This is a genomic window from Dyadobacter sp. 32 (genome assembly GCF_902506755.1).
Classification (GTDB): domain Bacteria; phylum Bacteroidota; class Bacteroidia; order Cytophagales; family Spirosomataceae; genus Dyadobacter.
The window spans coordinates 4,695,188-4,712,857 of the sequence record NZ_LR735258.1 but is presented as its reverse complement, the minus strand read 5'-3'; the positions used below and the strand labels follow the sequence as shown (position 1 = coordinate 4,712,857).

General features: G+C 43.7%; 20 protein-coding genes. 11 read left to right on the top strand and 9 right to left on the bottom strand.

Going from position 1 to position 17,670, the window contains the following annotated elements; genetic code table 11:
* Positions 1-52: 52 nt before the first annotated feature.
* From DYADSP32_RS19205 to nadD, 7 genes are all read left to right on the top strand, one after another.
* Complete coding sequence (locus DYADSP32_RS19205; RefSeq protein WP_149241244.1) at positions 53-1,078, top strand: rod shape-determining protein; 1,026 nt, start codon at positions 53-55, stop codon at positions 1,076-1,078.
* A gap of 59 nt (positions 1,079-1,137) precedes the next feature.
* Positions 1,138-1,977 carry a rod shape-determining protein MreC gene (gene mreC / locus DYADSP32_RS19200; protein WP_149241245.1) on the top strand — a complete coding sequence of 280 codons (840 nt, stop codon included), beginning with the start codon at positions 1,138-1,140 and terminating at the stop codon, positions 1,975-1,977.
* Between the two features lie 29 nt (positions 1,978-2,006).
* A complete protein-coding gene (locus DYADSP32_RS19195; RefSeq protein ID WP_414617902.1) occupies positions 2,007-2,477 on the top strand; it encodes a hypothetical protein in 471 nt (156 codons plus the stop codon).
* 226 nt (positions 2,478-2,703) lie between these two features.
* A complete protein-coding gene (locus DYADSP32_RS19190) occupies positions 2,704-3,303 on the top strand; it encodes a sigma-70 family RNA polymerase sigma factor (RefSeq protein WP_149241247.1) in 600 nt (199 codons plus the stop codon).
* A gap of 79 nt (positions 3,304-3,382) precedes the next feature.
* Positions 3,383-3,673 carry a phosphohydrolase gene (locus DYADSP32_RS19185; RefSeq protein ID WP_414617901.1) on the top strand — a complete coding sequence of 97 codons (291 nt, stop codon included), beginning with the start codon at positions 3,383-3,385 and terminating at the stop codon, positions 3,671-3,673.
* A gap of 10 nt (positions 3,674-3,683) precedes the next feature.
* On the top strand, positions 3,684-4,253 hold the full coding sequence (gene gmk, locus DYADSP32_RS19180) for a guanylate kinase (RefSeq protein WP_149241248.1): 570 nt from the start codon (positions 3,684-3,686) through the stop codon (positions 4,251-4,253).
* Between the two features lie 21 nt (positions 4,254-4,274).
* Positions 4,275-4,847: a nicotinate (nicotinamide) nucleotide adenylyltransferase gene (nadD, locus tag DYADSP32_RS19175; RefSeq protein ID WP_149241249.1), complete on the top strand. Its 573-nt coding sequence runs from the start codon at positions 4,275-4,277 to the stop codon at positions 4,845-4,847.
* Here nadD and DYADSP32_RS19170 read toward each other — a convergent pair whose 3' ends face one another.
* The gene (locus tag DYADSP32_RS19170) at positions 4,848-5,285 is read right to left on the bottom strand and encodes a hypothetical protein (protein ID WP_414617900.1); all 438 of its coding nucleotides are present in this window, start codon (positions 5,283-5,285) and stop codon (positions 4,848-4,850) included.
* Between the two features lie 134 nt (positions 5,286-5,419).
* Between DYADSP32_RS19170 and DYADSP32_RS19165 the strand changes: the two genes are divergently transcribed.
* A complete protein-coding gene (locus DYADSP32_RS19165; protein ID WP_414617899.1) occupies positions 5,420-5,854 on the top strand; it encodes a nuclear transport factor 2 family protein in 435 nt (144 codons plus the stop codon).
* Positions 5,855-5,989: 135 nt separating this feature from the next.
* Here the strand turns inward: DYADSP32_RS19165 and DYADSP32_RS19160 are convergent, their stop codons facing one another.
* Both DYADSP32_RS19160 and DYADSP32_RS19155 read right to left on the bottom strand, forming a co-directional pair.
* A complete protein-coding gene (locus tag DYADSP32_RS19160) occupies positions 5,990-6,919 on the bottom strand; it encodes a helix-turn-helix domain-containing protein (protein WP_149241251.1) in 930 nt (309 codons plus the stop codon).
* 173 nt (positions 6,920-7,092) lie between these two features.
* Positions 7,093-8,232, bottom strand: a complete 1,140-nt coding sequence (locus tag DYADSP32_RS19155; RefSeq protein ID WP_149244767.1) for an acyl-CoA dehydrogenase — start codon at positions 8,230-8,232, stop codon at positions 7,093-7,095.
* Positions 8,233-8,449: 217 nt separating this feature from the next.
* Here DYADSP32_RS19155 and DYADSP32_RS19150 point away from each other — a divergent pair, with 217 nt between their 5' ends.
* Complete coding sequence (locus DYADSP32_RS19150) at positions 8,450-9,721, top strand: hypothetical protein (RefSeq protein ID WP_149241252.1); 1,272 nt, start codon at positions 8,450-8,452, stop codon at positions 9,719-9,721.
* Positions 9,718-10,980 (top strand): hypothetical protein, encoded by a 1,263-nt coding sequence (locus tag DYADSP32_RS19145; RefSeq protein ID WP_149241253.1) that lies wholly within the window; start codon positions 9,718-9,720, stop codon positions 10,978-10,980. The genes DYADSP32_RS19150 and DYADSP32_RS19145 overlap by 4 nt, the downstream gene beginning before the upstream one ends.
* On the opposite strand, the gene DYADSP32_RS19140 is transcribed toward DYADSP32_RS19145, so the two are convergent.
* Together DYADSP32_RS19140 and DYADSP32_RS19135 are read right to left on the bottom strand one after the other, a co-directional pair.
* Positions 10,954-11,613: an ATP-binding cassette domain-containing protein gene (locus DYADSP32_RS19140; RefSeq protein ID WP_149241254.1), complete on the bottom strand. Its 660-nt coding sequence runs from the start codon at positions 11,611-11,613 to the stop codon at positions 10,954-10,956. The two genes, DYADSP32_RS19145 and DYADSP32_RS19140, sit on opposite strands and share 27 nt — an antisense overlap.
* A 12-nt stretch (positions 11,614-11,625) precedes the next feature.
* Positions 11,626-11,940: a hypothetical protein gene (locus tag DYADSP32_RS19135; protein WP_414617898.1), complete on the bottom strand. Its 315-nt coding sequence runs from the start codon at positions 11,938-11,940 to the stop codon at positions 11,626-11,628.
* 153 nt (positions 11,941-12,093) lie between these two features.
* Here DYADSP32_RS19135 and DYADSP32_RS19130 point away from each other — a divergent pair, with 153 nt between their 5' ends.
* Positions 12,094-13,437, top strand: coding sequence for a MutS-related protein (locus DYADSP32_RS19130; RefSeq protein WP_149241256.1), 1,344 nt, complete (start codon positions 12,094-12,096; stop codon positions 13,435-13,437).
* Between the two features lie 29 nt (positions 13,438-13,466).
* Here DYADSP32_RS19130 and serS read toward each other — a convergent pair whose 3' ends face one another.
* From serS to DYADSP32_RS19110, 4 genes are all read right to left on the bottom strand, one after another.
* Complete coding sequence (gene serS / locus DYADSP32_RS19125; RefSeq protein WP_149241257.1) at positions 13,467-14,759, bottom strand: serine--tRNA ligase; 1,293 nt, start codon at positions 14,757-14,759, stop codon at positions 13,467-13,469.
* 72 nt (positions 14,760-14,831) lie between these two features.
* Complete coding sequence (locus DYADSP32_RS19120) at positions 14,832-16,190, bottom strand: aspartate kinase (RefSeq protein ID WP_149241258.1); 1,359 nt, start codon at positions 16,188-16,190, stop codon at positions 14,832-14,834.
* Positions 16,191-16,363: 173 nt separating this feature from the next.
* Positions 16,364-16,864 carry a 6,7-dimethyl-8-ribityllumazine synthase gene (ribH, locus tag DYADSP32_RS19115; protein ID WP_149241259.1) on the bottom strand — a complete coding sequence of 167 codons (501 nt, stop codon included), beginning with the start codon at positions 16,862-16,864 and terminating at the stop codon, positions 16,364-16,366.
* Between the two features lie 103 nt (positions 16,865-16,967).
* The gene (locus DYADSP32_RS19110; RefSeq protein WP_149241260.1) at positions 16,968-17,669 is read right to left on the bottom strand and encodes a tetratricopeptide repeat protein; all 702 of its coding nucleotides are present in this window, start codon (positions 17,667-17,669) and stop codon (positions 16,968-16,970) included.
* Position 17,670: the final 1 nt, after the last annotated feature.

The window sequence follows — 17,670 nt, the reverse complement described above, 5'->3', positions numbered from 1 at the left end:
TGTAATTTTGCACACCTGAAATCAAAGTGAGCGAAAATTTTTAATAAAATATATGGGATTGTTTGATTTTTTGACAAGCGACATCGCGATTGATTTGGGTACGGCCAATACTTTAATCATCCATAAAGATACAGTAGTTGTTGATGAACCCTCCATTATTGCCATGGATAAAACCACGGGCAAGGTGTTAGCAATCGGGCACACGGCTATGCAAATGCATGAGAAGACGAATGAAAATATTAAAACCATTCGTCCTCTGAAAGACGGGGTCATTGCGGACTTTACTGCAGCTGAAATGATGATCCGGGGTATGATCAAAATGATCGATACCGGAAGCCGTTTTTTCACCCCATCACACCGAATGGTCGTATGTATTCCTTCCGGCATTACGGAAGTGGAGAAGCGTGCCGTAAAAGATTCATGTGAACATGCAGGGGCAAAAGAGGTTTACATGGTGCATGAGCCCATTGCCGCGGCTATTGGGATTGGCATAGATATCACGCAGCCAAACGGTGTGATGATCGTTGATATTGGCGGAGGTACCACCGAAATCGCTGTCATAGCCTTATCCGGCATCGTTTGCGAGCAATCTGTAAGGATCGCCGGGGATGTTTTCACGCGTGATATTGTGGATTACATGCGCAGAGAGCACAACCTGCTCATCGGAGAACGTTCTGCGGAGCTGATCAAGATGGCAATCGGGTCGGCTTCTCCGGAGCTTGAAGTCCCTCTGGACGACTATCAGATCCGCGGTCGTGACCTTATGACAGGTATTCCGAAGGAAATCCGTGTCACGTATAGCGAGATCGCCTATTCGCTGGATAAATCCATTTCCAAAATAGAAGAAGGTGTGATGAAGGCGCTTGAGATTTCACCGCCCGAACTTTCAGCGGATATATTTAAAAATGGAATATGGCTTACTGGTGGCGGTGCGCTTATTCACGGCCTTGACCGACGCATTTCTCAAAAAACGAAACTACCCGTACATATTGCAGAGGACCCGTTGAAAGCGGTGGTAAAGGGAACTGGTGAGGTCCTTAAAAATCTGGAATTGTACAAACCGGTATTGATTTCGTAAGGACGGATCACTAAACATTGCATGAAAATTAATGCAATGGGTTTGAACATTTTTTGCTCATGCTTCAACTCGTTGATTTCGTTGCCCGGAATCGTTTCTTTCTGGTTTTTATTCTGCTTGAGGTGTTCAGCTTGTCGATGGTTGTTCGCAGCAACTCGTATTGGGGCGCTACTTACTTCAACACAACCAATTATTATGTCGCAAAAACACTGGGCTTCGCCAACTCTGCCAGAGAATTTTCACAACTGGGACAAATAAACGAGGATCTGGCCAAGGAGAATGCGAGGCTACATGGCATGCTGACTTCTCTTTCTCAGAAAAAGGCTATTGACGCCCCGCCGGGGTATGTCCCGGACTCCCTTTTTGCTACCAGATTTACCTATCGGGTTGCCAAAGTCGTTGACAACGAGACCAACCGTCCCAATAATGTACTTACGATCGATAAGGGCACCAAAGATGGTGTCACACCCGGAATGGCCGTTATTTCGGCGACAGGAGTAGTTGGTTCGGTGCGCTTTTGTTCCGATAATTATGCTGTAGTCACCTCCATTCTTCACTCGGAATTCAGGGTATCGGCCAAACTTGCGAGAAGCAACGAGCTGGGCTATGCCAAGTGGTCAGGTAAGGATCCCGGCTTCATCGACCTTATCGATGTTTCCAAATACACCAAGATTTTCAAGGGAGACTCGGCGGTCACCTCGGATCAAAATCCGGTGTTTCCTCCGGGAATCATGGTTGGAAAGGTGGAGGACATCGCTGTTCATCCTAATCAGACGTTCTACAACATAACCCTTAAGCTTGCCACTGATTTTAGGAATCTGTCGTATGTATATGTGGTGCAAAATCAACAGCTTGGGGAGCAACAAAAACTTAAACAACGTACTGAAGAAGTCAAATGAGTTCTCGAGAAGCGATTCAATATACATTAATGATATCCTTATATCTGTTGCTGCAGATCTTTTTTATGCGCAACGTGGTATTGTTTAATTATGCTTTTTGCTTCATATATCTGGCCGGTGTGTTGATTTTACCAGCCGACATCAGCCGTATGTACTTGTTGTGGATCGGTTTTGGGACAGGATTTATAGTAGACGTTTTTTCTAATACATTTGGCATACATGCCGCGGCCACCGTGCTGATCGCCTACGTGCGACCATTTTTAATTCAATACCAGATGGAGTCCAAAGGCGTTGAGCGAGCAGAGGTGGGTATTCGGGCTCAGGGCCTGGGAGCGTTCTTGTCTTACATTATTCCTCTTATATTTTTACATCACGCCGTATTATTTTTCATGGAAATGAATAACTTTGAAATGATACTGCACACCCTCCTCAGAATTACAGCCAGTTCCATTCTTACCGCAACGGTTATTGTTCTTTTGGAACTATTTTCCAAACGTTGATCTGACAATTTGACCGCATCGTTTTAGTGGCGCGAAATTTGATGTATATACATTAAAAGAGCAACAGATCTTTCGATTTTTAGTGAGGTTAAAAATGGAAAAGGGTTGTCGGGCTTAAAATGTACATCCTTAAATATGGCTTTTGGACATTTCCATTTAGCCGCCTGTCAAAAAAAAGTTTGTACCATTTGGAGCTGTTGTTAATCTTTGTAAATTCAGCATTCCTATGTCAGTTGCTATGTCAGAAACGCTCACGAATAATGAATACACGGATGATCTTCGTTACGAAGTTTTCAATCGTGAATTCATGCCGCATATTGATTCCATGTATAATTTCGCTTTTCGTCTTACTATGGATGAAGACGATGCAAATGACCTGGTACAAGACACATACCTAAAAGCCTTTAGATTTATATCTTCATTTGAACAAGGCACAAATGCCAAAGCCTGGCTTTTCCGTATCCTCAAAAACAGCTTCATCAACGATTACCGCAAAAAAAGTAAGGAGCCTTCTAAGGTGGATTATCAGGAAGTGGAAACTACCTATAATTCGGAAGAAGCTTCGGATACTACCTATACCGTCGATTTGCGTGCGGATGCGGTTCAGGAATTAATCGGTGATGAAGTGGCGAATGCCCTCAATGCGTTACCGGTAGATTTTCGTACGGTTATCATACTTTGTGACATAGAAGGATTTACGTATGAGGAAATGGCTAAAATTCTGGACATACCCATTGGTACTGTAAGGTCACGACTGCACCGTGCGCGGAATCTTTTGAAAGAAAAATTGAAAAGTTATGCAAGCTCTATGGGATATGATGCGTAGGTTATGAAACTTTTTTCGTAACCATTTCGGTTATAGGGTACAACAGTGATAACAATTTATCTTTTTCAAAACACTCGTGATGAATGCATCTTCGAATACGCCTTCTGTGACAGAGGAAGTGCAAAAAAAGCCCATGAAGCAGAATTGTGAACATCATGCAGATTGCATGAAAATAATACAGGCTATATTGGATGATGAAGCCACAGACGCAGAGAAAGAACATTTCAGGGATAATATGGATAGGTGCATTCCTTGCATTGAGTCGTATCGTCTCGAAAAATGTATTAAAGACTCGCTTCAGCTTAAAGTGGAAAAAAAACCCTGCCCGCAAAACATTCTCAACACCATTTTATCAAAAATAAACAGTTAATACTGTTCGTGTGAAAGGTAAACTTCTTATTTTTTCTGCTCCTTCAGGCTCCGGCAAGACTACGATTGTCAGGCATCTTTTAAAAAAATTTCCAGCACTTTTGGCTTTTTCGGTTTCCGCATCCACGCGCGAACGTCGTGACCATGAGGTGGATGGAAAGGATTATTACTTTTTACAGAAAAAGGACTTTCGCGAGCGGATAGCCAATAATGAATTTGCGGAGTGGGAAGAGGTGTATGCCGGTAATTACTACGGAACTTTTAAAACAGAGATTGAGCGCCTTTGGGCCGAAGGTAAACATGTGCTTTTTGATGTAGATGTGAAAGGCGGGCTTAAATTAAAAGAGATTTATCGGGAAAAGGCACTGGCGATTTTTGTGAAGGTATCCTCAGAGGGAGAAATTATCAGGCGACTGAGTGAAAGAGGGACCGAAACGCCAAAGTCATTAGAAACCAGGCTTGGCAAAGTTCGGTACGAACTTAGCTTTGAGGATAAGTTCGATATTACGCTTGTAAATGATAATCTGAATGATACACTGTCCAGGGCGGAGGAGATCGTGATGGAATTTATTGCTTCTTAGCCTATCTTAACGCGCAGCATAATGAAGATAGGCCTTTTTTTTGGATCGTTTAATCCCATTCACGTTGGTCATTTGATCATTGCCAATACCATGGCTACCACCACAGACCTTGAGCAGGTCTGGTTTGTAGTGAGTCCTCAAAACCCCTTTAAAAAAAGTGCGAGCTTACTCCATGAGTTTGACCGCTTTGATATGGTTCAGCGTGCGATTGCCGATAATGCATCTTTGAAAGCCACAGACGTCGAATTTCACATGCCTAAACCCAGTTATACGATTGATACGTTGATCCGGATACAGGAAAAATATCCTCAGCACTCATTTAAACTCATTATGGGTGAAGATAATCTTTCACAATTTCCGAAATGGAAAAATTATGAACAGATTCTGGAGTATACAGGACTATACGTATATCCCCGGCCGAATGCTGCGGAACATGGATATAAGCATCATCCGGCGGTTACTTTTGTTGAAGCTCCGTTACTGGACATATCGGCAACTTTCCTGAGAAATCATATAAAAAAGGGAAAATCAATTCGCTATATGGTTCCGGAGGCTGTGGAGCAGTTGATCAGACTCAAAAAATTTTATTTGTAATCACAATGCTCGTTTTTGGTAGGTAATCTCCGACAGCAGGCCTACCGCGTTGAACTTCAGGATCACTTTTTGGGCGTCCGATTTTTGGGTAATATCCTCACACTGTACGCCCTTCTCAAGAAAGTAAACGTAGAATTTTGTGTTTCGCTCGCCAAGCTGATGAATGTCGGGACGCCCGAGAATTTCACCAATTTCGTCAATAAACTTACCAAGCAGCTGCTTTTGTTCTGCCTCAAAGTCCTTGACCAGCTTTTCTCTTTTTCCTTCGCAGGCATTGCGATCTGAACGCCATTTCTTCAGGTCAAGGCGTCCAAGTGTGTCCGGACCTGATGAACAAGCCATTATTCCGGAAAGCAGCACGGCCAGGTAGGTCAATCGGTTTATCACAATACTTTTCATCAGTAGATCAAATACATTCGAATGTGCGAAGCTAGTCATAGAACCGACAAAATTACAACTGTTTGGAACGCATAATTATAAACTTTACGCAAAGGCACTTTATATCAGAACTTTAAAGAAAATTTATGATAAATTGGGTTTCAATTGATTTTGCACATCCCGATCTTTTAAACATGAAAAAAATAATCTTAACATTTTTGATCGTTTGCTCGTACCTGGTAACCAATGCTCAGACAACCTACAGGCAGCCGACAGATGCTACGGATGGTGTACAAATACTTTTTCAGGCAATTCTGGAAAAAGATGGAAATTCTCTGACTAATGTGTTGGCAAATGATTTCTCCATCATTAGTTTTCAGGGCAGGGAAATAAACCGGGACCTGCTGATCGCTTCTATCGCAAAAGGGTACCTGAAAGTCGAATCTGGAATGCTCTCAGGACTACGGAGCAGGAATTTCAGCGATGTAACCGTGGTCACGGGTTCCTGGAACGTCAGGGCAAAGGTTGAAAATGCCAGCTTTGATGGGGAAATAGCTTTTATGGCAGTTTGTGCCAGGGCAGGCGGTAACTGGAAAGTTTCCATGATGCAAATGACGCCCGTACAGTAGCGCTGAGCTTAGTTTTCTGCCCAGTCTTTCTGAACCATTACTCACGGTAGCCGATACAATTCGATTTGTACGAAAATAGAAGAGGAGTCAACTTTTATAGCCAACTCCTCTTATTGTCAATTACCTGAATACGATCTATACATTCATCAGGGATTCGCGCCGGCGCATTTTCCCAGCCGGAATACCAAACATCATTTTGAATCGGCGGCAGAAGTAGGCAGTGTCCTTGTAGCCCACATCGGATCCGATTGCGCGGATACTTTTCTTTGATGTACGAAGTAAATCAACTGCCTTTTCCATGCGTTGGTATTCAATATAATCCTGAGGATTGATACCTGTCAGCATTTTGAAGTATTGTCCTACATAATCTTCCGAAACATTAGCCACATTGGCCAGCACTTTGTTGGAAAGATCTCCACCCAGATTGTCTTTGATATAGGCGAAAATGTCGATCAGACGTGGATCTTTGAAGTAAGTGCTGTTGGTAACAAGCTGCTCGACAAACAACTTGTTTTTGAGAATGTAACGAATGATCTCAATAACCACTTCTTCTGTTTTGATTTTGATGATACGTCCTTTACCTGGCGTATCCAGCATATCTTCAGTCAGTATCTGGTTAATGGTGGCCGCAATCTGATCATCTCTTTTGATCAGGAAGGGGGGAACATCCAGTGACGTAAAGAAGTTAACGGTATCAAAAACCTTTGCCTCAAATGAAATTAATCCAAAAGAATTGGGAAGTTTACCAATCAGCACCGGATCGTGCCCTGATTCGATATAGTTATCGCGGTTGGTAAGAAATTCCTCGTTCGATACGGTTTTGGCCGACACTGTGTTACCATAGGTAACGGTGGCATGCTTTCCACCAGGGATAAAAAGCATATCACCTTCTTCTACTTTTTGGGAATCTTCCGTACCAAAAGAAACTTCACCATCGTACAGAATCGTAAGCGAATTCTGTACATCATAGAAGTTCTTAATGGTGATGGGTTGCAAAATGCGAATATGACGCGCCTTGACAAATTTTACCCCCAGCGACTCAATAATCTTATTATAGTCTTCCATGCTTGTATATATTTAAGGGACTTCTTGCCCAATAATTCTAATTTTGTACAAATCTAATAAATTGTACAAAACTAATACAAGCATATTTAAACAAAATTTTGAAAAAAAGTGATATTTTGCCATGAAATTTGTCCAACATTTAGAATAAAATGAAGGCAAAGGGAAAAATGGAGTTATTTTAAGAGCTCACGGGCGATTACAAGTTTTTGTATTTCAGAGGTACCCTCATAAATCTGGGTGATTTTTGCATCCCGCATGTGCCGTTCCACATGGTATTCTTTTACATACCCATAACCTCCATGAATCTGAACTGCTTCGGTTGTGACCCACATGGCTACGTCGGAGGCGTAAAGCTTGGCCATAGCCGCCGCTTTAATGTAATCTTTACCTTCGTCTTTTAGCCGGGCCGCTTTATAAACGAGCAATCGTGCGGCCTCAATGCGTGTGGCCATTTCCGCTAGTTTAAACTGGATTGCCTGGTGATCACTGATCGGTTTGCCAAATGTTTTTCTTTCTTTGGAATACGATAGCGATAGCTCGAATGCGCCTGCTGCAATGCCCAAAGCCTGCGCGGCTATACCGATACGTCCGCCATTTAATGTAGACATTGCAAACTTAAAGCCGAAACCATCTTCTCCAATTCTGTTTTCCATAGGTACCTTCACGTCGTTGAACATAAGCGTGTGTGTGTCTGACGCTCGGATACCCATTTTGTCTTCCTTTTTACCAACCACAAAACCCGACATTCCTTTTTCGACAATGAAAGCATTTATTCCCCGATGCTGTTTTTCCGGATTCGTCTGTGCGATTACCAGGCAGGTAGAGGAGGAGTTGCCATTGGTGATCCAGTTTTTGGTTCCGTTCAAAACGTAATGGTCACCGTTGAGAGTAGCGGTGGTGTGTTGCGAAGTCGCATCGGATCCAGCCTCCGGCTCTGAGAGACAAAATGCACCAATGACCTCGCCTGTGGCAAGTGGAACCAAATATTTCTGCTTTTGCGCCTCAGTACCAAATTCTTGCAGTCCCCAGCAAACAAGCGAGTTATTCACGGACATAATGACTCCAGCGGACGCGTCTACTTTGCAAATTTCCTCCATGGCAATTACATAAGAAAGCGTGTCCATGCCGCCTCCTCCGTATTCAGGTGCCACCATCATTCCGAGAAAACCCAATTCGCCCATTTTATTGATCAGTTCAGGATCGAATTTTTGTGCGTTATCCCGCTCAATGATTCCTGGAAGTAATTCGTTTTGAGCAAAATCTCTGGCAGCGAATCGCACGGCTTCGTGTTCTTCACTTGGATTAAAATCCATCCCGGTCAATGGTGACGTATATGGCATAAATGGTGTGACTTGTTGTGAATAATTAGGCCTCAAAAATAGACGTTTGTAAAGTAGTATGCAAGCATACGGGTTTCTGTGTTTTTAAAACTTTGTTTTACTGCCCACATTGTTTGAAAGATGTCTTAAGTTTGCGACCTGATTTGATTTAACCGCGCTGAGCGGAATTTTGATAGCCATTAAATTCAATATGCCAATTCTTACTGTATTTTATATCAAGCTGTTGATAAACCTTGTTCTGACTTCAGGCATATTTTGGGTGATCAGCAGATCTGATCTTTTTGTAAAGTGGCAGGCAAGGCGTGAAGGGCTTGTTTTTTCGTTAACTTTTATTTTACTGAGGTTGATTCCCTGGATAGGGATCTTTCTGATATTTAATGAGCTCCCGAGGGGTGATGTTCCGTTCTTCTTTTACAAAGCCGAGGCTGCTAAAAGTGGAGGGTTTGTTTACCGGGATTTTTGGTCCTATCACGCACCTCTGTATGCGTACATTATTAGTTTGCCGGTTTGGATCTGGCATAATTCACGCGCTATTGTGCTGTTTATGGTGGTTATCGAAGGCGGGATTTTGTGGCTGACTTACCAAACCTACAAAAACCGAAGCGAAAGGGCATTGCAGTTAGCGGTGCTGTATTTGCTTTTACCGGCAGGATTTATGTATATCCTCGTAGATGGGCAGGAGGAAGTGTGGTTTTGGGGGGCAGCTTTACTGATCTGGAGGTATACAATCAAAAACAGAGAGAATTACGAGGTGGGTATAGGACTTCTTTTTGCTTTGACGCTGCTCACCATTAAAGTGACTTTCATTTTTCTTTTGCCAGCCATTTTGGTAATGGTAAAAAAGCCTGTAAAGATGTTGCTTGTCATGGCAGCCGTGGGCTTGCCAGCCGTTGGCTTTTTATACTGGCAGATAGGAGACTTATTTTTAATGCCGATTCAACACACGGAGCAGTTAATGACTCCCAATTTATTTTCCATAACACGGCCATTTGTTGAGATAATTTTTCACATCAATGAAAAAAAATCCACCATGATCAACTGGTTTGGGCTTTTGTTTACCGTTTTTGTTCCTGTGTACATGGCCATGAAGGCTAGGCGGCGTCACATCAGCGACGTTTTGCCAGGCCTGTTTATTGCATGTTTTGCTTGTATGATGATCTTCCAGGCCAGCGCCATGGGCGCTTATCTGATAGCATATCTGATGGCCGTCCTGTTCGAAATTATTGACATTCGGAAAACACTCCACGTCGTTATTTTGATCGCTGTTAACTGGCTTACTGTGGTACAGCCTTTTGTATGGGTTTACATTGGTCAGCCTGCCTACACATCATTCTCTCAGTTCGGTAACATCGCCTTCCTTTTTGAGTACGTTCTTCAGATTTTGAATGTACTTTGCTTTTTCTGGATGTTGAGGGAAACCTACCGGCACGTTGTATTTCCTAAAACCATCTACGCTGCATGAATATTGTTTTAGCAAAATTAGGGATCAGTCTGCTATCCACCCTACTTCTGGGTCTGCTACTGTTGAGGAAGAAATACATCTCCGAGTGGCTTGATTCTAAAAATACGCACGCTGTTTTAGGACTGGGTTGGATTTTTACCCGCCTGATCCCCTTTGTTGTTATTTATCTGCTGGCCAATTTCGCCCCCACTTCCGACGTAAACGGATTTTGGGATGAGGGTAGTAAGGCCTCGGTTGGGCAGGTGGTGTACCGCGATTTCTGGTCCCCATATTCTCCGCTGTATCCTTATTTTTTGGGTATATGGCTCAAATTGTGGTACAGTCCCAAAATGATTGTTTTGACCATGGCCCTGATGGACGGCTTGGCTATGCTCCTCTCCTGGCACTTTTTCCGGTCTTTTCAGTCCAAAGGGGAGTTTCATTTCAAATCGATGATTTATTTTCTGCTTCCTGGATCCTTGGTACTCTGCATTATTGCCGCCCAGGAGGATGTATGGATGTGGATGTTTGTGGTATCCGCGTACCTCGTACGGGTGCGAACGCTAAGGGTGAGCTGGTATGCCTTGATTCTTGCATTAGGGCTTCTGTTTACAAAAGCGATTTTTGTTTTGATTCTGGTACCATTGTTCCTGATCGAAAAGCAGAAAGTAAAGTTTTTAATTCCAATGGTTATCGTTGGAGTCATTTCATTGGGAATACTATATCCCTTGGTTGGTATGGAATTCATGCAACCGTTGGATGAGGCCAAAGTGTTACGTGCGCCCAACCTTATTTCTGTGCTTAACCCGTGGTTTTTTAATAGTATTGGAGCAGGAGAAAAATTTTGGAATTGGATCGGCTTGTTCTCGTCTGTGGGCCTGGCTTGTATTGCGGCATGGCGCTTACAAAACGCTGATTTCCGGGTAATGCTTTCGAGGGTGTGGATCGTGCTGTATGCCACCATGATGGTGGTTCAGCAAAGCGCGTACAGCAATTACATCTTTCTGTTTCTGATTCCTCTTGTTTTTTATGTAATTGACTGGGATAACAAAACGCAGGTGGTTTTATTGTTGATTTTCAATGTGCTATGTGTCATACATCCTTCGTACTGGTGGAGGCTAGGCATGGTGAAATATCTTCGGCCTGCTGGCATTGTCTTAAAACCAGACTACCTTATTGATTACCTGATGCAATGGGCTATTATAATACTCACAGGATATTTTGTCTGGCTGGCATTTCCTCACAAGCGCAGATCAGGCCGTGTAACCGAATTGCCGTAACTCTTCCCCGGGATTTTGGAGATGCACACTTCGCCCACCCGGAGCTATGAGGTAGAGCTCATCGCTCAAATCCAGAACATGCTGATAAAGGTGATCTGAAAGCATAATTCCTTTGTGGCATTTTTGATCCTTGATGAGGGCGGAAAGGCGCTCTGCAACAACAGGAGACAAGTGTGTGAATGGCTCGTCCAATAGCACAAAAGGTACTGGAGAAAAAAGAATGATGAGGGTCTCAAACAATCTTATATTTCCTCCGGATAGGGAGCCCAATCGTTCGGTATAGAATGGTTTTATCTCTGGGAAATGATTACTCATTTCATCGAAGCGTACCTGGTAAATTGAACAGACTTGTTTGAGCCGAAGATAAAGCGGAATAAAACGATGCTGTGGCAGGTATCGAATCAGATCTTTTTCCAGGTATGGGTGTGAAAAGTACCGTCCATCCACACGTACCGACTGGCTTTGGCCTCGTAAGGTACCGAATATCATCCTTAGAAGACTAGACTTTCCGATTCCGTTTCTTCCCAGTAGACCTGTAATTTTTCCGGTTTCCAGTTTGAGATAGATGCTTTGCAATATTTTTCGGCTGTCATATTCCAGCCACATGCTATCTGCTTCAAGTACTCGATTCATGCCTGAGGTTGATTACAATAGTATACTGATAAAAGCTACCAGGAGAAAAAACAAACCGGCATCCAAAAGAAAGGCCGAGACAAAGAGTGTGGTTTCGGAAATATTTTTATTGGAATAAAATAACATTCTTTCAGCATGATACTTTCGGGAATGGTACCAGATGAGGCTATTTGTCAGAATCTTCAACAAGATATACAGGGGTAAAAATCTCCAGAACTGCTCATTCAGCGCATAGCCGGCAAGCGTCCACAAAGCCAAGGAAATGGCACCAGAGAATACAGCGAATGATCGATAAAAGAGAAAGATGAGCCGGATCCGATCAGTCATAATTTTTGGCGCAAGATAACGGTAAAAAGTAGGCATGCGTTTTCATTAGGTTTTTTTAACAAGCCCATCGACACCTGTCAACGATTTTTAACTTTCTTTAACGGGATGGCTTTCCCGGAACCGGGTATTTTTGGAGATACCTAAACGTCCCATATGCAACCTGTTGGTGAACACACTTTATATGAGCTTCAGATCGTATCTGAAAAGCACTGTGAAAGCACCATTCTTAAGTATTTTGACAAAACCATTTCTTACGGTGGCCGCGATCTGCTTAAGACCATGATCAGAACGCCGAAGAATAGCTTGGTTGAAACCGTTTCTGCCCAACAGCTTTTGAAGACTATTTCCTCAAATCGGAGTTTGTGGCAGGTAGACGTTTCCCACGCATATGTGGCTGCGGCAGAAAGTTATTACAGTAGTAATATTGCACATACCATGTCGCAGGACGTATTCCAGCACTGGTTTCAAACGATGGTTTTTGCCTATAGAAATCCAGCCGAATATAGTCACATTGAAAGTGGCCTTGCTGAAACATTTAAGGTACTTGGTGCTTTAAAGGAAATGATCTCCCGGTGTCAGGATAACGCACCGGTGGGTGAATTGGAGGAAGATTTTGCTTTTGTAAAGTCCTTCTTAGACGCTGCTGTTCTCAAAGTCCACGCAAGTAGGGGGAGCATAGATCCATCCAAAGGTGCTACGTTTTATCTGGATTACTATTTGAGGAAACAGAAAAAGGAATCCTTCCGGCGAATTCTGGATATCTATTATAAGCTTGACGCGCTCACCGCCATAGCGAAGGCATGTGCAGAGTACGGCCTGTGCTATCCCGAATTCGTGACAGAGGATAGTTGCTTTGAGATGAGTAATAGCTGGCACCCTTTGGTTGAAGGCTGCGTTCGTAACCACTTTTCAATCCGTGGCAATTCGGGCATATGCTTGCTCACAGGTGCAAACACCAGTGGTAAAACAACTTTTTTGAAAACATGCGGCATTGTCTTATACCTTGCTCACCTGGGCGGGCCGGTACCCGCGGAGTCGGTAAGGCTTTCTTTTCTGGACAGATTTTTTACCTCCATTCACCTTTCCGATGATATAAACCTGGGTTACAGTCATTTTTACAATGAGGTGATGCGTGTACAAGAAATGGCCCAGGCTCTTAGGAGCCGTCAAAAGTGCGTCATTATTATTGACGAATTGTTCAGAGGGACCAATCAGCAGGATGCGCTGCATTGTTCTCAGACAGTTTTGAATGGATTTGCCAATTTCAAAGATTCCATGTTCATGGTATCAACCCATCTGCTGGAATTACTGGACCATTATACGGACTCGTCGAACGTGTTTTTTCATTGTTTTCGAACCAAAATTGTAGGCAATGATTTTGAAAATACCTTTTTGATGGAGCCCGGTATTGCTTCAGAAAAAGTAGGAAAGCTTATTATGGAAAAGGCCGGAATACCTGCATTGCTAAACCTAGAAAAAAGGCCTCCATTTTCATGAAGGCCGGGATATTTTATCAAACAAAAATACTATTCTATTACGTCGAAACCGCAGTAGGGTACCAGTACCGCGGGTACTTTTACTGTACCATCCATTTGCTGGTTATTTTCAAGTAGTGCGGCCAGTATACGTGGTAAGGCAAGCGCGGATCCATTCAGTGTATGAAGTAATTGCGTCTTTTTGTCCGCATTTTTATAGCGAAGTTTAAGGCGGTTGGCTTGATAAGTTTCAAAGTTGGAAACGGAGCTACATTCCAGCCATCGTTCCTGGCCTGCAGACCACACCTCAAAGTCGAATGTCAATGCAGAAGTAAAACCCATATCCCCGCCACAAAGTCTTAAGATGCGGAAGGGTAGCTCCAGCTTTTCAAGTAAACCCTGCACGTGGTTAGACATTTCTTGTAATGCCTCATAGGATTCTTCGGCCTTTCTGACCTGCACGATCTCCACTTTGTCGAATTGGTGTAACCGGTTCAATCCCCGAACATGTGCACCCCAGCTGCCTGCTTCTCTTCTAAAGCACGGTGTGTAGGCCACGTTTTTAACAGGTAAATGGGCTTCGGAAACAATGACATCCCTGTAAAGATTTGTAACAGGAACTTCCGCTGTCGGGATCAGGTACAAATCATCCGCAGCATCATGATACATCTGGCCTTCTTTATCGGGTAGCTGCCCGGTGCCAAAGCCAGAGTCGGCATTGACAACAATTGGAGGTTGTATCTCGGTGTAGCCGGCTTTTCCTGCTTCATCCAGAAAGAAAGAGATCATTGCCCTTTGCAAGCGCGCTGCTTTTCCCTTGTAAACAGGGAAACCTGCTGCCGCAATCTTGTTACCTAATTCAAAATCAATAATGGGAGCGTTGTTCCCACCGAGTTTTTTAATCAGCTCCCAGTGAGGCAGCGCATTTTCCGGTAGGACGGGCTTCACCCCACTTTCGAGTACCGTTACATTGTCTTCTGCGGTGCGACCTTCCGGAACGCTCACATGGGGAAGATTCGGAAGCTTTACCAGCTCATCCTGCAAAGTTGCTTCCATGTGCTTATGCAACTCTTCCAATTCTTTCGAGCGTTCTTTCAATACGGCGGTTTCAGCCTTTGATGCATCAGCCTCCTCTTTTTTCCCAGCTTTTAGTAAGGCTCCGATTTCCTTTGCCTTGAGGTTAGCTTGTGTCAACACATCATCGAGCTGTTGCTGTGCCTCGCGGCGTTTCTGGTCCAGGTCAATGATCCGGTCAACGGCTTGCTCAGCATCCTTAAAATGCTTTTTGATTAATCCGGCGATGGTTAATTCCTTGTTATCGCGGATAAAGGTGGTTTGTAACATGGTTTTGGTTAGCTGTCGGCTCCGGCTTTCAGCCAAATAGGATGATTAATTTATATTGACAGGAAAATACAATTAAGGTGCACTGAAAATATCCTTCATGGCATCCTCATAATAGAATAGCCTTTCATTAAGTACGTTCAAAGCCTCAGCCTTGTATTTAGAGTGTATCAACAACGAAAGATTGTGCTCCGAGGCGCCGTACGAAATCATTCGTATAGGAATATTTTTCATGGCATCAAGCACCTTTAAAGCTATTCCTTCCTTGTCGGCACTGAAATTTCCTACTATACAAATGATGTTCTGATCGAGGTCATGCTCCTCTAAATCAGCAAATTCACGTAGTTCAGCCGTAATTTGTTCCAGATTTTCAGGATTGTCAATCGTAACCGATACCGACACTTCCGAGGTGGTGATCATATCCACCGGTGTCTTGTATTTTTCAAAAATTTCAAACACCCTACGAAGAAAGCCGTAGGCATTCAGCATACGGGTGGAATGAATATAAATGGCAGTAATGTTGTCTTTTGCGGCAATCGCCTTAATCTCCCGGTCGGTAGACTGGTTAGCGATCAAAGTTCCGGGCGCTTCCGGCTGCATGGTGTTTTTCAGGCGCACCGGAACACCGCGCAACTTTGCGGGTGTAATGGTACTTGGATGTAAAATTTTGGCACCAAAATAGGCCAGTTCAGCCGCTTCTTCAAATGTGAGCTCGCGAATGGGGAAGGTGCGCTTTACGATCCGGGGATCGTTGTTGTGCATGCCGTCGATATCTGTCCAGATCTGAATTTCCTCCGCACGGATGGCTCCACCAATCAGGGAAGCCGTGTAATCCGATCCACCGCGTTTCAGATTGTCCACTTCTTCACGCGGGTTTCTACATATGAAGCCCTGTGTAACAATAGTTTGTTTGTCGGGATGCTGTTCCAGCATGGCAACGAGTTTTTCCTCGATTGCAGCTAATTCGGGCTCGCCGTCGGCATCAATGCGCATGAAGTCCAGTGCTGGAAAAAGTACTGAACTTTCCCCTTTTTCTTCGAGATAAGCCTGAAACATTTTCGTGCTCAGCAATTCTCCTTCAGCAACCAGCTCTTTTTCCTGTTTTTGTGAGAAAGGTTTTATGCTTACAAGAGAACGAATGTATCCAAATTCGCTATCAACAATATCCTGGCCCGTGCTGAGCCCGGTTTCAGTAGCGTAAAGTTCTTTTATAAAACTGTCGTAATGCGCTTTCAGGTCATTGATTTGAGCCGTGGCAGATGACTCATTATTTGCTTTAGCCGATTCACCAATCGCGATCAGTGCATTGGTAGAACCCGAAAGAGCCGAAAGAACCACGATTTTACGGCTGGGATCGGTAGCCAAAAGATCACGGATAGAATGCATACGTTCGGGCTTGCCTACGGAGGTACCTCCAAATTTCCAGACTTGCATAAGTAACTAATTATTGGGTTTTGAATGTGTAAATTTTTGTCAGGAATTGTCAGATGTTGTCATCTCTCGTCACGTGTTGTCAAGATTTGTAAGGAGTTGTTTTCGGCGAAGCCTCACAGCTGATCACAACAAATGACCATATCTGGCAACTCATGACCATGAATGACATTACGCTACTTTCCAATGGATATTTTGTCTTTCAGCCCAAGCATCTTGATGGCAGTCATAGCCGCTTCGTCTCCTTTATTACCGTGAACCCCTCCGGCACGATCAACAGCCTGTTCCATATTATTGGGAGTCAATACACCAAAAATAACAGGTTTTGATGTTTTTAAGCTTACGTTAGTAATTCCCTGAGCTACGGCATGGTTGATGTAATCGTTGTGCTTGGTTTCGCCCTGGATCACAACCCCCAGCGCAATGACGGCGTCCACATCTTCACGAAGCGCAAACCATTGTGCTCCGAGGGTGAGTTCAAAACTTCCCGGAACGTTACCCCGAAGTATGTTGTCAGGTATTGCTCCGTACCGGATTAAGGTGTCGTAGGCTCCCTGAAACAGTTTTTCTGTAACCTCATTATTCCATTCTGCCACGACAAGAGCAAATCTGTTTTCGCTGATATCCGGTAGATTCTCGGTCATGAACACGCTGAGGTTTTTATCTGCACTCGACATACTTGAAAAGGGAATAAATTTAAAATGATTATAATTGGTAATAACAAAAAAAGGATAAAACCGGTAGCGGCTTTATCCTTTTTCAGAACAGAATGGTTTCCCATTACTTGCCGGCTTGTCCTTCCAGTAACCCCATAAACTTCTTGGCATTTACTACCTCGGAAGAAAGTGGAAACTCGTCGATTACCCGTTTATATGTGTTGATTGCATCTGAAATCTGATTGGTCTTCTCTTGTGCAAGAGCAAGTTTCATCAGATATACCGGCGTGAAATATTCGTTCTTTTCGTAATCAGCTGATTTCTGGTAGTAGGAAATTGCTTCCTGAGGCTGATTCTTTTCCATATAGGCGTCACCAATCAGCGATTGAGCCCGTGCATGAACCAAAAGATCGGAGGAACTGAATGATTGAAGATGACTGATGGCATCATCGAATTTGCCCTGCTTCAGGAGCGCCACACCAGCGTAAAAATGAGCCAGGTTACTTGCATCTGTTCCCTTGTATCCGTCGGCTATAGCCAAAAGACCTTCATTACCGCCGCTTCCGTTCAATGCTTTTTGCAAAGAGTCGGCTTCAAAATCATACACCACTCCTGATAGTGCAGCCTGTGCCGCTCCTTCCTGGCCATCAATGTAGAAACGATACCCTGCAAATGCAACCACAGCAAGAAGAACAGCTCCGCCTATGCCTAAAAGAACTTTACGATTTTTGAGGAAAAAAACTTCCGCTTTACTGATTTGTCCGGCCAATGCCTCCGGTGTTTCAATAATTTCAAACCCGGACTCATCCGTATCTTTCTTGCTCATG

What these genes read in the sequence shown, in the direction of transcription:
- DYADSP32_RS19205 (WP_149241244.1), top strand. Translation starts at nt 53, where the DNA reads ATGGGATTGTTTGATTTTTTGACAAGCGACATCGCGATTGATTTGGGT.
- mreC (WP_149241245.1), top strand. Translation starts at nt 1,138, where the DNA reads ATGCTTCAACTCGTTGATTTCGTTGCCCGGAATCGTTTCTTTCTGGTT.
- DYADSP32_RS19195 (WP_414617902.1), top strand. Translation starts at nt 2,007, where the DNA reads ATGATATCCTTATATCTGTTGCTGCAGATCTTTTTTATGCGCAACGTG.
- DYADSP32_RS19190 (WP_149241247.1), top strand. Translation starts at nt 2,704, where the DNA reads ATGTCAGTTGCTATGTCAGAAACGCTCACGAATAATGAATACACGGAT.
- DYADSP32_RS19185 (WP_414617901.1), top strand. Translation starts at nt 3,383, where the DNA reads ATGAATGCATCTTCGAATACGCCTTCTGTGACAGAGGAAGTGCAAAAA.
- nadD (WP_149241249.1), top strand. Translation starts at nt 4,275, where the DNA reads ATGAAGATAGGCCTTTTTTTTGGATCGTTTAATCCCATTCACGTTGGT.
- DYADSP32_RS19170 (WP_414617900.1), bottom strand. Translation starts at nt 5,285, where the DNA reads ATGACTAGCTTCGCACATTCGAATGTATTTGATCTACTGATGAAAAGT.
- DYADSP32_RS19165 (WP_414617899.1), top strand. Translation starts at nt 5,420, where the DNA reads ATGAAAAAAATAATCTTAACATTTTTGATCGTTTGCTCGTACCTGGTA.
- DYADSP32_RS19160 (WP_149241251.1), bottom strand. Translation starts at nt 6,919, where the DNA reads ATGGAAGACTATAATAAGATTATTGAGTCGCTGGGGGTAAAATTTGTC.
- DYADSP32_RS19155 (WP_149244767.1), bottom strand. Translation starts at nt 8,232, where the DNA reads ATGGATTTTAATCCAAGTGAAGAACACGAAGCCGTGCGATTCGCTGCC.
- DYADSP32_RS19150 (WP_149241252.1), top strand. Translation starts at nt 8,450, where the DNA reads ATGCCAATTCTTACTGTATTTTATATCAAGCTGTTGATAAACCTTGTT.
- DYADSP32_RS19145 (WP_149241253.1), top strand. Translation starts at nt 9,718, where the DNA reads ATGAATATTGTTTTAGCAAAATTAGGGATCAGTCTGCTATCCACCCTA.
- DYADSP32_RS19140 (WP_149241254.1), bottom strand. Translation starts at nt 11,613, where the DNA reads ATGAATCGAGTACTTGAAGCAGATAGCATGTGGCTGGAATATGACAGC.
- DYADSP32_RS19135 (WP_414617898.1), bottom strand. Translation starts at nt 11,940, where the DNA reads ATGACTGATCGGATCCGGCTCATCTTTCTCTTTTATCGATCATTCGCT.
- DYADSP32_RS19130 (WP_149241256.1), top strand. Translation starts at nt 12,094, where the DNA reads ATGCAACCTGTTGGTGAACACACTTTATATGAGCTTCAGATCGTATCT.
- serS (WP_149241257.1), bottom strand. Translation starts at nt 14,759, where the DNA reads ATGTTACAAACCACCTTTATCCGCGATAACAAGGAATTAACCATCGCC.
- DYADSP32_RS19120 (WP_149241258.1), bottom strand. Translation starts at nt 16,190, where the DNA reads ATGCAAGTCTGGAAATTTGGAGGTACCTCCGTAGGCAAGCCCGAACGT.
- ribH (WP_149241259.1), bottom strand. Translation starts at nt 16,864, where the DNA reads ATGTCGAGTGCAGATAAAAACCTCAGCGTGTTCATGACCGAGAATCTA.
- DYADSP32_RS19110 (WP_149241260.1), bottom strand. Translation starts at nt 17,669, where the DNA reads ATGAGCAAGAAAGATACGGATGAGTCCGGGTTTGAAATTATTGAAACA.